Below are 13765 nucleotides of genomic sequence, written 5' to 3'. Positions count from 1 at the left end.
GTACACCCCCTCGCTTCCCGGCGAGGGGGTGTTTGCCGGCCGAAGCAGGCGGGGCAAGCGCGGGATGGAAGCGATTTTGCCGAAACGGCCCCGGAAACGGCTTTACCCTGTTGACCTGTTCTCTTTAAAGAACTAAAATAGGATTATCGTTTGTTATAAAGTCCATCTCTGTCCATGCCGGCTTGATGGGATTGATAAGATATCTAATCTGACCGAAGGAGAATTTTATGATTGGGGAACGAATCAAAAATTTACGGGAAAAGAAAGGCTTATCGATAACGAAGCTTGCCGATCTTGCAGGCGTTTCCAAGTCCTATTTGAGCTATATCGAACGAAATATGCAAAACAACCCCTCTCTGCAAGTGATGGCCAAAATCGCGGCTCCTTTGGATTCGAACATCGAATATTTGCTGGGAGAAGACCATTTACCGAAACTTCAAGAGGAAGAGGTGCTCGACGAGGAGTGGCGCTCCCTCATCAAAAACGCGGTGGACGAAGGGATGAGCAAAGGCGACTTCCAAGCCTTGAAAGATCTGATCCGCTCGAATAAGTGGAAGGAAGGCGCGCCTGCCGAAGGAGACGGAGCAAACGAAAAAAAGAAAACATCGAACATCATCATTCTTCATATCGATAACTAGCGGAGGTGCGGAGAGCAGGAAATCCCGTATTGACATGTTCTATATAAAGAACTACTATTAGGTTAGTGTTCTTTATAACAAACAATGTTGGCAGGTGTAAAAATGGATGAAAAGCAGTTGGAAGACGCCCATTCGGCGCGTGGAGAGAAGGAGAAGGTCAAGGAGATCAACATCAAGGCGCTTTACGCCGTCGTCCGAAAGCGGCTTTGGATGATCGCGCTCGTTACGATCGGCTTCACCGTGCTGGCGGGCATTTACAACTCGAGGCCCGAGACGCCGCTCTATTCGGCCTCTTCGCGGATGATCATCGCCTCCACCCCGGATATGATGGGCACGATGAAGGTGATGCTGCGCGAGCCGATCGTGCTGGAGAAGGTCATCGAGACGCTTGGCCTGGACCGTTCGGTCGGGCAGCTTAGGGGGCAGATCCGAGTGGACAGCGTCGACGGTTCGCTCGTCACCGTCGTCTCCGTCGTCGATCCGGATCCCGTACTTGCGTCGGACATTGCGAACGCCTCGGTCGAGATTTACCGGCAGGTCGCGGCGCAGACGCTCGGCAACGGGAACATTCGGGTGCTCACCGAAGCCGAGGCGAATCCGGTCCCGATTAACGTCAAGAGCAATACCGTGTTGTACGTCGGCTTCATTGCCGGCCTCGTGCTGAGCGTCGGTCTGACCTTTCTGCTCGATTCGCTCGACGATTCGATCCGGACGGAGCGGGAGATCGAAGAGCTGCTCGGCCTAACGATGCTGGGGCAAGTCGCCGACATGAAGCGAAGAGATTACGCCAGAAAGCCGAAGAAACAAAAAAGCGTCATAGCGCGAGGTGAGACCATTGGTTCGTGAACGAAAAAAAGCGGCTAAAGCGTTCGTCGGCAAAAGCTTGCTGTCCAACGTGAATCCGTACGGTCCGACCGCCGAGCAATTCCGCACGATCCGGAACAATATCCAGTACGCCTCCAAAAGCAAAGCGATCCGTTCGCTGCTCGTCACGTCGCCCTCCGAAGGAGAGGGGAAATCGACGGCGGCTGTCAATTTGGCGGTGTGCATGGCGCAGCGCGGCGACCGGGTGCTCGTCATCGACGCCAACTTCAGAAACCCGATGTTGCATCAAATCTTCGGCGTCCAGACGTCGCCCGGCTTGTCGAACGTGCTCGGGCAGCAGCTCGAAATTCGCGAGGCGATCTACAACACCGAGGTGGAAGGGCTCGATATTTTGCCGAGCGGGCAGCGGTTCTTCAATACGACCGAGCTGCTCGATTCCGAGCGGATGGCCGATGTGATGGACTACGCGTCGAGCCATTACGACAGGGTGGTGCTCGACTGCCCGCCGGTGCTCGGGACGGCCGATACGAACGCCCTCGCAGGCAAGTGCGACGGCGTCATCCTGCTGCTGAAAAGCGGGAAGACGCAGGAAGGGCTGGCGAAGGAGGCGAAGCGGTCGCTGCTGTTCGCCAAAGCCAATATATTGGGCGTCATATTGAACAAAAAAAGCGTTTGATGATGGCAATCGGATAACGCTTTTTTTTCGGGCAAATGTTCTCAATAAAGTACAGGTACTATTTTCAAAGGAAAAAGCTTGCAAGCGGTAATGTCTCCTCACCGTTATCAACGGAGGCACTCGGCCATGCTGTGGGTTTCGAATGGGACCTTAGACGCAAGTCGTCAAGAGTGTGGCGTGAGGGCGGGTTTGATGCCCACGGCTTAGCATTAGCGTGCTTAACTATGAGGTTTTTGGGAGCAAAGACCTCGCAGTTAAACACTCTAACGGGTGTCTCATTATACCAACCATTATTTTGACGCATTTTCTGGAAAGGGTGAACGGGCTTTGACGTATCGGCAAAGGATATCGTTACTGATTTTAATGGACTCGCTTATCGTTCTGACCGCAATTTTTTTCAGCAGGTTTCTGCTGGACGCCTCGCTCGACGTCGTGACGGCTCCGATCGTCATCAGCTCGATTACGCTGCTGCTCAGTCATCATTTCGTCGCCTTCTGGTTCAAGTTATACAAGAAGGCATGGGAATACGCGAGCGTAGGGGAGCTGCTGATCATTACGAGAGCGGTCTCGCTCTCGATCGCGTGCGCGGCGCTCATTCAGCAAATCGTCGTGCAGGACGTATACTTCAGGCTGCTTGCCGTTACGTGGATGATTCATATGCTGCTGATCGGGGGGTCGAGGCTGTGCTGGCGGGTGTTCCGGGGCCGTTACCAGAAGCAAGGCGGGCAGAGGAAGCGGACGCTGATCGTCGGCGCGGGCTCCGCGGGGACGATGCTGGCCAGGCAGCTGCTCTTAAGCGGCGACAAGGAGCTTCTGCCGGCGGCCTTCGCTGACGATGACGTCAACAAGCATCACCTGGACATTATGGGCATTCCGGTCGTCGGCGGCGTCGCGAAAATTGCCGAAATCGCGCAAAAGCACGAAATCGACAATATCGTGATCGCTATTCCTTCCTTAAATAAAAAACAGCTGAACACGATTTTTACCGAATGTGCGAAGACGAAGGCCAAGACGCAAATCATTCCGATGCTGGAGGATCTCGCCACGGGCAAAGTATCCGTCAACCAGTTCCGCGACGTACAGGTGGAGGACTTGCTCGGACGCGAGCCGGTCGAGCTGGACATCGACAGCATCTCCGGCTACGTCACGCAGAAGGTCGTGCTCGTGACGGGAGCGGGCGGGTCGATCGGCTCGGAGGTATGCCGGCAAATCTCGAAATTTGTGCCGGAGAAGCTCATTCTGCTCGGTCACGGGGAGAACAGCATCTACTCCATCGAGCTGGAGCTGCGGGAGCTGTACGGCCATACGAAAATTCAGTTCGTGACCGAAATCGCCGACCTGCAGGACGCAGCCAGAATGCAGCTCGTCATGCAGACGCACCGGCCGCATGTCATCTACCATGCCGCTGCGCATAAGCATGTGCCGCTCATGGAGCGCAATCCGGAGGAGGCGTTCAAGAACAACGTGCTCGGCACGTTGAACGCCGCCAAGGCGGCCAGCCTGTGCCGCGTCGAGACGTTCGTCATGATCTCGACCGACAAAGCGGTCAATCCGACCAGCGTCATGGGCGCGACGAAGCGGATCGCCGAGATGATCATTCAACAGATGGACCGCGTCAGTTCGACGAAGTTCGTCGCCGTCCGGTTCGGGAACGTGCTGGGGAGCCGCGGAAGCGTCATCCCGCTGTTCAAGAAGCAGATCGAGAAGGGCGGTCCGGTAACGGTCACCCATCCCGACATGGTCCGGTATTTCATGACGATTCCGGAAGCGTCCCGCCTCGTGATCCAAGCCGGCGCGCTGGCCAAGGGAGGCGAAATTTTCGTGCTGGATATGGGCGATCCGGTCAAAATAACCGACCTCGCCCAAAACGTGATCCGGATGTCCGGCTATACGGTCGAGGAGATCGGCATTCAGTTCACCGGCATCCGGCCGGGCGAGAAGCTGTTCGAAGAGATGCTCAAGGATAACGAGATGGAAGAGCAGCAGGTGTATCCGAAAATTTACATCGGCAAGTCGATCGAGGTCGATTACGGGGAAATCGAAGAGATCATCCGGGACTTCGGCGGCATGAACAAGGCCGAGCTGCGCGTTCGTTTGCTCGATCTTGCGAATAATGTTGTTGTTTTACCGAAATTCGTGTCGGTTACCGGCTAAAGAAGGCGAAGGAGCGGATGTACCTATGAAAGTAAGAAAAGCGATAATTCCGGCCGCGGGACTCGGGACGAGGTTTCTGCCGGCGACCAAGGCGATGCCGAAGGAAATGCTGCCGATCGTCGACAAGCCGACCATTCAGTATATCGTCGAGGAAGCGATCGAATCGGGAATCGAGGACATCATTATCGTCACCGGCAAGAACAAACGGGCGATCGAGGACCACTTCGACAATTCGCTCGAGCTGGAGCAAATTTTGACGGCGAAGCACAAGTTCGACCTGCTCAGCGAGGTGCGGAAATCGGCGGATATGGTCGACATTCATTACATACGGCAGAAGGAGCCGAAAGGACTGGGCCATGCGATCTGGTGCGCGAGGAAGTTCATCGGCGACGAGCCGTTCGCCGTGCTGCTCGGGGACGATATCATCGCCGCGGATAAGCCGTGCATGAAGCAGATGATCGAGAAATACGAGCAGTATCGCACGTCGATCATCGGGGTGCAGCAGGTGCAGGGCGATGCGGTGTCGCGATACGGCATCGTCGACGGGACGCGCATGGAGGAGTCGTTCCACCGGGTGAAGCATCTCGTCGAGAAGCCTTCGAGAGAAGAAGCGCCGTCCAATATGGCGATCATGGGCCGGTACATATTGAACCCGTCGATCTTCGACGTGCTGGGCAATCAGCAGCCGGGCGCCGGCGGCGAAATTCAGCTGACGGACGCCATCGCGGCACTAAACATGACGGAGGCGGTGTATGCCTACGAGTTCGAAGGGACCCGCTACGACGTCGGCGAGAAGATGGGCTTCATCCAAACGACGATCGAGTTCGCGCTGCAGCGGGACGATCTGCGGTACGAATTGCTGGATTACCTGTCGCAGACCGTGGACCGCGAAGCAGCCCGCAGCTAGGCGGGGGATAGGACGGGTATCGATGACGAACAAAATCTTGTTTTGCGCTAGCGTGGATTACCATTTCCAGGCGTTTCACCTGCCGGTGATGCAATGGTTCAAAGAGCAGCAGTGGGAGGTCCACGTCGCCGCGAACGGCGGGCTGGACCTTCCTTTCGTAGACCGGAAGTTCGATCTTCCCATCGAACGCTCTCCCTTCAGCTTAAGCAACGCGAAGGCGTACCGGACACTTAAGGCGATCGTGGAGACGAACGACTACAGCATCGTTCACGGCCATACGCCAATGGGGGGCGTGCTCGCAAGGCTCGCGGCCCGGAAGGCCAGACGGGCGGGGACGAAGGTCATCTATACGGCGCACGGCTTTCACTTCTGCAAAGGAGGGCCGCTGCTGAACTGGCTGCTTTATTACCCGATCGAGAAAGGACTGTCCGGCTCGACCGACTGTCTCATTACGATAAACGGGGAAGATTACGGGCTGGCCGCCGAAAAAAGGTTTAAGGCCGGCCGGATCGAGCACGTGCACGGCGTCGGCGTCGATACCGCGCGTTACAAGCCGATGGCCAAAATCGAGCGGTGGCGGCTGCGGCAGGAGATGGACTACCGGACCGACGATTTTCTGCTGTTCTACGCCGCGGAGTTCAATAAGAACAAAAACCATCAACTGCTTATTGCCGCGCTTGCCGCCATCAAGGACCAAGTGCCGCATGCCAGGCTGCTGCTCGCCGGGCAAGGCCCGCTGCTGGAGCCGTGCCGGGAGCTGGCGGCGCGCCTTGGCGTGGAGCCGATGGTCCGGTTCCTCGGCTACCGCCGCGACATCGACCGGCTGCTGCCGATGTGCGACGTCGCGGTGGCGTCAAGCCTGCGCGAAGGGCTGCCCGTCAATATTATGGAAGCGATGGCGTGCGGACTGCCGGTCGTGGCGACGCGCAACCGCGGGCATGCCGAGCTGATCGGGGAAGGCGTGAACGGCTTCGTCGTCGAGCCCGGAGACGCAGCCCGGTTCGGAGCCAGGCTGAGGCAGCTGAGCGAGTCGATCGAGCTGAGAAGGACGATGGGCGCCCGCAGCTTGCACGATGTGCAGAAGTACGGGCTGATCCAAGTGAAGCAGGAGCTGAGCGGCATATACAAAGCATACATGAAGCCGAAAGGCGACGGATTGGAGCGGTTGGAATGGGCGGTCCAATAAAAATATTGCACGCCGCCGTGAACATGAACCGCGGCGGCGCGGAGACGCTGATTATGAATCTGTACCGCCATATCGACCGGACGAAGCTGCAGTTCGATTTTCTTACGTGCAAACCCGGCGTGTTCGACGAGGAGATCGAGCGGCTGGGCGGCCGGATTCACCGGATTCCCCACATTACCGACGTCGGCCATAGGGGCTACGTCCGCGCGCTGCGGCGATTCTTCGCCGAGCATGGCGATTACCCGATCGTTCATGCCCATATGGACCGGATGAGCGGCCTGGTGCTGCGGGCGGCAAGAGGGGCTAACATTCCCGTCCGCATCGCCCACAGCCATAACACGAGAAGCGAAGGAGGCTTGCTCGCCAGACTGTACAAACGGTACGCGGGCGCGCATATCCGTTACTCGGCGACGCACCGTATCGCATGCTCCGATGCGGCGGCCCGTTGGCTGTTCGGCGGCAGAGCCGCTTCCGCCCGGATTATGCGCAACGGAATTGCCTGCGAGCGGTTCGCATACTCGCCGGAAGTCCGGTCGGCGCTCCGGTCGGAGCTCGGCGTCCGGGAAGGGACGCTCGCGATCGGCCATGTGGGCCGGTTCGTCCATCAGAAAAACCACGCCCAGCTCGTGGAGCTGTTCGGCGAGGTGAGGCGGCGCAGGCCGGATAGCGTGCTGCTGCTTGCGGGCGACGGCCCGCTTCGGCCGGCGATCGAGCAGCGGGCGCGCGAGCTGGGTCTCGCGGATAACGTGAGGTTATTAGGCGTTCGAAGCGACATTGACCGCCTGATGCAAGCGTTCGACGTATTCGTGTTTCCGTCGCTCCACGAAGGCCTTCCCGTCACGCTGGTCGAAGCCCAGGGCGCCGGGCTGCCGTGCGTCATTTCGGACGCCGTTACGCCGGAGGTCGATATGGGCATCGGCCTCGTCCGCTTCTTCCCGCTTCGGGAACTTACGCGCGGCGTCGAGCATGTTCTCGAGGCGGCGGAGCAGCGGGGCCGGATCATTCCGCCTGCCGCTTTGGCCCGGAAGGGGTATGACATCAAGCAGGCGGCGAGGGAGGCTGCGGCCTTCTACCTATCCCATTTCGAGGTGAACCATGAAGACGTTAACCGTGTTTACGCCCACCTATAACCGGGCCTACTGCCTCGGCCAATTATATGAAAGCTTAAAGCGGCAAACCTGCGCCGATTTCGAATGGCTCGTTATCGACGACGGCTCCTCCGACGGGACGGAAGCGCTCGTAGCGGGCTGGATGGCGGAAGGAACGGTGCCGATTCGCTATATCCGCCAGCCGAACCAGGGCATGCACGGCGCGCATAACACCGCCTACGGGAACATAGAGACGGAGCTCAACGTCTGCATCGATTCCGACGATTACATGCCGGACGACGCCGTGGAGCAGATCGTCTCCTTCTGGGCCGAGCACGGGTCGGAGCGCTTCTGCGGCTTCGCCGGTCTGGACGCCCATACCGACGGCCGGCTTGTCGGATCGCCGTTTCCCGAGCAGTTGCGCAGCTCGACCTTGTTCGATCTGTATTACAAACACGGCGTAACCGGAGATAAGAAGCTGGTGTACCGCACGGAGCTGACCAAGCGGCATCCCTATCCGTTATTCGAAGGCGAGAAGTACGTCGGCCTGGCCTACAAATATTATTTGCTGGACCGGGAGTACGAGCTTCTGCTGCTGAACGAGGTGCTCTGCCACGTGGAATATTTGGCGGACGGCTCCTCCCGGAACATGCTGCACCAATACCGCAGAAACCCGAAGGGCTTTGCCTTCTACCGCAAGGCGCTCCTCGCGCTTCCGTTCGGCAGCAGAGCGTTCAAATACCGGCAGGCGATCCATTACGTATCCAGCAGCCTGTTGTCCCGGAACGGGCGCTGGCTGAGCGAGGTTCCGGCCAAGCTGCTGACCCTTGCCGCCGTTATTCCCGGCGTGCTGCTCTACGCCTACATAACCGCGAAAACAAGAAAAACGCACGCGCCGAAAGGACCGGCCCATGATTATCCTGTGGCTTAGCCTGACCGCCGTGTTTCTGTTCGCCTTGTCCGCCCGATATTTCGCGGCCCCTGCGGGCGCGGGACAGATCTACGTCCACCCCAATAAAATATTGGCCGCGGCGGCGGCGGCGACGCTGGTGCTTGTATCGGGCCTTCGAAACAATATCGGGGACACGTTCCTCTACATGCACGGGTACGTCGTGAACGATTTCGCATGGCCGAACGTCCTGCAAGAGAAGGATTTAGGCTTCGGCATCCTGCAGATGCTGCTGAAGCAAATAACCGGGGATCCGCAAATTTTGCTGTTCACGACCGCGCTCGTGACGAACGCCTTGATCGTCATCGTCATGTACAAGTACGCGCGAATGTTCGAAATCAGCCTATATGTGTATATTACGTCGGGCGCGTTCGTCGTTTCGATGAACGGGCTCAGGCAGTTTCTCGCGGCGGCCATCGTCTTCGCCGCGACGAAGGCTCTGTTCGAGGGCAAGTGGAAGGTATTTATGCCGGTCGTGCTGTTCGCCTCCCTCTTCCACCAGAGCGCGCTCGTCATGATCCCGCTTTATTTTATCGTTCGCAGGAAAGCGTGGACGGGGGCGACCTTCGGCTTGCTCGCAGTCGCCATTGCCATCGTCATCGGGTTCAACCAGTTCTCGGAGCTGTTCTTCGCCGCGATTCAAAATACGCAATACGCCCACTATCAAAACTTCGAGGAGGGCGGCGCCAGCGTCATCCGCGTATTGGTCTATGCCGTTCCGCTCGTCATCGCCTATTGGGGCAGGGAGAAGCTCCGGCATATATTTCCGAAGAGCGACGTCTTCGTGAACTTGTCGATTATCGGCATCGTCCTCATGATCATTTCGACGCAAAATTGGATTTTCGCCCGGATGACGATCTATTTCAACCTGTATCAGCTCGTGCTGATCGGCTGGCTAGTGAAGCTCTTCAGGGAGAAAGACCAGAAGTTCGTTTATTTCGGCATTATCGCCTTCTATTTGTTGTTTTTCTATTTCGAGAACGTCATCACGCTGGGTATCCGGTATACAAGCAATTACCTAGTATGGCCGTAAAGGAGGCAGCTGCGCGTGAGCGATGCTGAACAAATCCCCCGCATTCTGCATTATTGCTGGTTCGGAAGAGGGGAGAAGCCGAGAAAGATCGTGAAATGCATGAAGAGCTGGCAGAAGCATATGAGCGGCTACCGGGTGATGGAATGGAACGAGGACAACTTCGACCTCGGCGCGAGCCGCTACGCCAAGGAAGCCTACGAGGCGCGAAAATACGCTTTCGTCAGCGACTACGTCCGCCTGCACGCGCTGCATAAATACGGCGGCATTTATTTGGATACGGACGTCGAGGTGATCCGTCCGCTTCATCCGTTTCATCGTCACGGCGCTTTCTCGGGCTTCGAGGACGAGACGTTTCTTCAATCGGGCACGATGGGCGCCGCGAAGGGCCACCCTTGGATCGAGGAGCTGCTCGGGCACTACGACGGCAGGCGATTCGTGCGGGAGGACGGCTCGTTCGACCTGACGACGAATACGGCGGTCATCACCGAAATTTGCCGCAAGCACGGCCTGATTCCAAACGGCAGGCATCAGGTGCTGAGCAACGGCGTAACCTTCTATCCGCGCGAATATTTCAGCCCCTACGACTATATTAACGGCGGCAACTACATCACGGACGAGAGCCATACGATCCATCACTTCGCGCAATCCTGGCTTCCGGCCCATGTCAGGCTCAGGGGGGAAGTGAAACGGATGGCGGGGCGCCTGATCGGGCCCCGGATGATTTCCAAAATCAGAAAGCTTCTTACGTCCCAATAAGAAAAAAGAGATGAGATCGCAGGAGTCGGATACTATGTTGAAACGAATCATCGATATGATCGCCGCAAGCCTCATGCTGCTTGTTCTTGCGCCGGTCATTGCGTGCACGGCATGCCTCGTCCGCCTAAAGCTTGGAACGCCGGTCGTGTTCAAGCAGAAGCGCCCGGGCCTGCATGGCATGCCATTCTATTTGTACAAATTCCGGACGATGACCGACGGGAAGGACAGTACCGGGCAGCCGCTGCCGGATCATCTTCGGCTCACCTCCTTCGGTGCGATGCTGCGCAAATTCAGCCTGGATGAGCTTCTTCAGCTGGTCAATGTGCTGAAAGGGGAGCTGAGCCTCGTCGGCCCAAGGCCGCTGCTCATGGAATATTTGCCGCTATACACGGAAGAGCAGTCGAAGCGGCACCGGGTGAGGCCGGGCATTACCGGCTGGGCGCAGGTGAACGGGAGAAACGCGATTTCATGGGAGGAGAAGTTCGCGCTGGACGTCTGGTACGTCGAGAACGGCAATCTTCTCGTCGACCTAAAGATCATTTTGCTGACGATCAAGAAAGTGGTCCGCCCGGAAGGAATCAGCAGCGCGGGCCACGCGACTATGCCACTGTTTAAGGGGAGTGTCTCGAATCATGAAGGCTGACGAAATCAATATTTTGTTCACGAGCTCGGGAAGAAGGGTATCGCTCGTCAAGAAGTTTAAAGAGGCCTATGCCTTGCACGGGATCAAAGGGAAAATCGTAACGGCCGACCTGAAGCCGACCGCGCCGACCGCCTTCATGAGCGACCGCCATGTCTTGGTGCCTAGAGTGACCGAGCCGGATTATTTGGAACGGCTTCTGGCGATTTGCCGGGAGGAACGCATTCATCTTGTCGTCCCGCTCATCGATACCGAGCTCGTTCTGCTCGCGGACCACAAGCCTTTATTCGACGAGATAAACGTAAAGCTGCTGCTCTCCAGCAAGGAATTGAACGAAATGGCCAATGACAAGCAAAAGACGTACGAGTACTTCTCCGCGAACGGCATTGCGACGCCGAAGGTATACGGCGAAGACGAGCTGGAGAAGGGACGATATCAATTCCCGCTCATGATCAAGCCGAGGAACGGCAGTTCCAGCCAAGGGGTGACGAAGATCCTCAACGAGCGGGAGCTTCGCTTCTTTAAGGATTACATTCCGGGCGCGATCGTTCAGCAATTCGTGACCGGGGACGAATATACCGTGGACGTCATGGTCGATTTCGGCGGCAACATCAAAACGATCGTCCCGAGGCTGCGCATCGAAACGAGAGCCGGCGAAGTAAGCAAAGGCATTACGAGAAAAAACGAAGCCGTCATCGCGGCGGCCGAGAAGGTCGTTCGCGCCCTGCCCGGTCCCGTCGGCTGCGTTACGCTGCAGTGCTTCGAGCAGCAAGGCGGCGAAATTACGTTTATCGAGATTAATCCGAGGTTCGGCGGCGGCATCCCGCTCGCGATTGAAGCGGGCGCCGATTTTCCGTTATGGACGATTCGCCTGGGCCGCGGCGAAAGCTTCGCCGAAGGTCAGGATTATGGCTGGTGCGACCGATTGACGATGCTTCGTTACGACGACGCCGTATTCACGAAGGAAATCGCCTATGGCTATTGAGGCTATCAAGGCGATCGTATTCGACCTGGACGACACGTTATACGACGAGCGGGAATATGTCATGAGCGGCTTCCGGGCCGTCGGCCGCCATGTATCGGAACGGTACGGCGAGGAAGGCTTTGCGGCGGTTGCGGAGACGCTCTTTCGCGAAGGGGAACGGCGGCATATCTTCAACCAAGCGCTGGAGCGGTTAGGCATAGGCTGCGACGAGCATACGATCATAGAATTGGTGGACCGCTACCGCGCGCATCTTCCGGATATCCGGCTGCTGGACGACGCCCGCTGGGCCCTTGACCGTCTGGCGCCTCACGCAAGGCGCGGCCTTCTCTCCGACGGTTACCATATCGCGCAGCGGCAGAAGCTGACGGCATTGAACCTGCTTGACCGGTTCGATGCGATCGTTCTGTCCGACGCCTTCGGAAGGGAGAACTGGAAGCCAAGCCCGCTCGTCTACGAAGAAGTAAGCCGCCGGTTGCGCCTGCCTCCCGAAGCCTGCCTGTACGTTGGGGACAATGCGTCCAAAGATTTCGTGACCGCCAACCGGCTGGGCTGGACGACCGTCCATGTCCAGCGGGAACGGGGCGTATACGCGGGCGTCCAAGCCGCGCCCGGATACGAGGCGCAATACCGGATTCGCGATTTGCGATGCCTGGCCGGCCTTGCGGTTTGCACCCATTTATTCATGAAGGAAGGAGAGCACCGGTTCATGGGCGTTGAATCCCCTTTTATTTATCTCTCCCCGCCTCATATGAGCGGAGAGGAGCAGTTCTATATCAATGAAGCGTTCGCGTCGAACTGGGTCGCTCCGCTCGGCCCGCACGTCGACGCCTTCGAGAAGGAGGTCGCGGCATATGCGGGCGTCAAGGATGCCGTCGCGGTCAGCTCTGGGACGGCGGCGATTCATTTGGCGCTCCGGCTGCTTGATATTAAAGCCGGCGACCGCGTATTTTGTTCCAGCTTGACGTTCGTCGCTTCCGCCAATCCGATTTTGTACGAGGGGGCGGAGCCCGTCTTTATCGATTCCGAGCCCGACACGTGGAACATGTCGCCGCAGGCGCTGAAGGCCGCGCTCGAGGAAGCGGAACGCGAAGGGACGCTGCCGAAAGCGGTCATCGTCGTTCATCTGTACGGGCAAAGCGCCAAGATGGACGAGATCGCCTCCTTGTGCGGGCGCTATCAAATCCCGATCGTCGAGGACGCCGCGGAATCGCTCGGCTCGACCTACAAGGGGGCGGCGAGCGGCTCGATCGGCAAGTTCGGTATCTTCTCGTTCAACGGCAACAAGATCATTACGACGTCCGGCGGAGGGATGCTGCTGTCGGATGACGTGGAGTCGCTTGTGAGGGCGAGATTTCTGGCCACGCAGGCCAGAGACAACGCTCCTTATTACCAGCACAGCGTTGCCGGGCATAATTACCGGATGAGCAACCTGCTTGCGGGCGTGGGGAGAGCGCAGCTTGCGGTGCTGGATGAACGGGTCGCGGCCAGAAGGGCCGTATTCGCCCGTTACCGGGCCGCTTTGTCGGACCTGCCCGGCGTCCGCTTTATGCCCGAGCTGGCGAATACGCTATCCAACCGCTGGCTGACGGCGCTGACCCTCGATACGGCATCGGGCGTAACGGTTCGCCGGTTGCTCGAAGCATTGGCCGGGGAGCGGATCGAAGCCCGCCATGTATGGAAGCCGCTCCATCTTCAGCCGCTATTCGCGGGCAAGCGATTTTACCCGCACGAGGAAGGGGCGGCCGTATCCGAGAGGCTGTTCGCCGCCGGGCTCTGCCTTCCGTCCGGATCGAATCTCGCGGAAGCCGATCAAGCGCGGGTCATCGCATGCATCAAATCGGTTTTCGACAACGCAAGGGCAGGCAGCATGCCGCTCGGGACATCCGTATGAGGATTTCATAAAGTTCGCTAGAAATCGATTGACAACG

The 13765-nt window shown here is 58.0% G+C and carries 13 protein-coding genes and 1 pseudogene; all 14 read left to right on the top strand.

Going from position 1 to position 13765, the window contains the following annotated elements:
- Nucleotides 1-227 precede the first annotated feature (227 nt).
- The 14 genes and pseudogenes from IDH41_RS26075 (at nucleotide 228) to IDH41_RS31570 (ending at nucleotide 13728) form a co-directional block, all read left to right on the top strand.
- Nucleotides 228-638, top strand: a complete 411-nt coding sequence (locus IDH41_RS26075) for an XRE family transcriptional regulator (RefSeq protein ID WP_190866407.1) — start codon at nucleotides 228-230, stop codon at nucleotides 636-638.
- A 102-nt stretch (nucleotides 639-740) separates the two neighbouring features.
- Entirely contained in the window at nucleotides 741-1484 is a 744-nt protein-coding gene (locus IDH41_RS26070) for a YveK family protein (protein ID WP_190866405.1), read from the top strand.
- Nucleotides 1474-2139 carry a CpsD/CapB family tyrosine-protein kinase gene (locus tag IDH41_RS26065; RefSeq protein ID WP_190866403.1) on the top strand — a complete coding sequence of 222 codons (666 nt, stop codon included), beginning with the start codon at nucleotides 1474-1476 and terminating at the stop codon, nucleotides 2137-2139. Before IDH41_RS26070 ends, IDH41_RS26065 begins: the two co-directional genes overlap by 11 nt.
- A gap of 327 nt (nucleotides 2140-2466) precedes the next feature.
- Nucleotides 2467-4293, top strand: a complete 1827-nt coding sequence (locus IDH41_RS26060; protein WP_190866401.1) for a polysaccharide biosynthesis protein — start codon at nucleotides 2467-2469, stop codon at nucleotides 4291-4293.
- A 25-nt stretch (nucleotides 4294-4318) separates the two neighbouring features.
- A complete protein-coding gene (galU, locus tag IDH41_RS26055; protein ID WP_190866399.1) occupies nucleotides 4319-5200 on the top strand; it encodes a UTP--glucose-1-phosphate uridylyltransferase GalU in 882 nt (293 codons plus the stop codon).
- Between the two features lie 22 nt (nucleotides 5201-5222).
- On the top strand, nucleotides 5223-6386 hold the full coding sequence (locus IDH41_RS26050; protein WP_190866397.1) for a glycosyltransferase family 4 protein: 1164 nt from the start codon (nucleotides 5223-5225) through the stop codon (nucleotides 6384-6386).
- Nucleotides 6371-7516 carry a glycosyltransferase family 1 protein gene (locus tag IDH41_RS26045; protein WP_190866395.1) on the top strand — a complete coding sequence of 382 codons (1146 nt, stop codon included), beginning with the start codon at nucleotides 6371-6373 and terminating at the stop codon, nucleotides 7514-7516. Before IDH41_RS26050 ends, IDH41_RS26045 begins: the two co-directional genes overlap by 16 nt.
- Nucleotides 7482-8405, top strand: coding sequence for a glycosyltransferase family 2 protein (locus IDH41_RS26040; protein ID WP_190866393.1), 924 nt, complete (start codon nucleotides 7482-7484; stop codon nucleotides 8403-8405). The genes IDH41_RS26045 and IDH41_RS26040 overlap by 35 nt, the downstream gene beginning before the upstream one ends.
- Nucleotides 8386-9456, top strand: coding sequence for an EpsG family protein (locus tag IDH41_RS26035; RefSeq protein ID WP_190866391.1), 1071 nt, complete (start codon nucleotides 8386-8388; stop codon nucleotides 9454-9456). Before IDH41_RS26040 ends, IDH41_RS26035 begins: the two co-directional genes overlap by 20 nt.
- A gap of 15 nt (nucleotides 9457-9471) precedes the next feature.
- Nucleotides 9472-10212 (top strand): glycosyltransferase family 32 protein, encoded by a 741-nt coding sequence (locus tag IDH41_RS26030; RefSeq protein ID WP_190866389.1) that lies wholly within the window; start codon nucleotides 9472-9474, stop codon nucleotides 10210-10212.
- A 37-nt stretch (nucleotides 10213-10249) separates the two neighbouring features.
- Entirely contained in the window at nucleotides 10250-10855 is a 606-nt protein-coding gene (locus IDH41_RS26025) for a sugar transferase (RefSeq protein ID WP_317890819.1), read from the top strand.
- The gene (locus IDH41_RS26020; protein WP_190866385.1) at nucleotides 10845-11837 is read left to right on the top strand and encodes an ATP-grasp domain-containing protein; all 993 of its coding nucleotides are present in this window, start codon (nucleotides 10845-10847) and stop codon (nucleotides 11835-11837) included. The genes IDH41_RS26025 and IDH41_RS26020 overlap by 11 nt, the downstream gene beginning before the upstream one ends.
- Nucleotides 11827-12453: pseudogene (locus IDH41_RS31575) on the top strand (HAD family hydrolase); the annotation flags it as partial. The gene IDH41_RS26020 and the pseudogene IDH41_RS31575, both read left to right, overlap by 11 nt.
- Before the next feature lie 90 nt (nucleotides 12454-12543).
- Complete coding sequence (locus IDH41_RS31570; RefSeq protein ID WP_223830078.1) at nucleotides 12544-13728, top strand: DegT/DnrJ/EryC1/StrS family aminotransferase; 1185 nt, start codon at nucleotides 12544-12546, stop codon at nucleotides 13726-13728.
- Nucleotides 13729-13765: the final 37 nt, after the last annotated feature.

This window comes from Paenibacillus arenilitoris (genome assembly GCF_014705655.1).
Lineage (GTDB): Bacteria > Bacillota > Bacilli > Paenibacillales > Paenibacillaceae > Pristimantibacillus > Pristimantibacillus arenilitoris.
The sequence above is the reverse complement of the archived record's forward strand: the minus strand, read 5'-3'. Positions and strand labels throughout refer to the sequence as shown.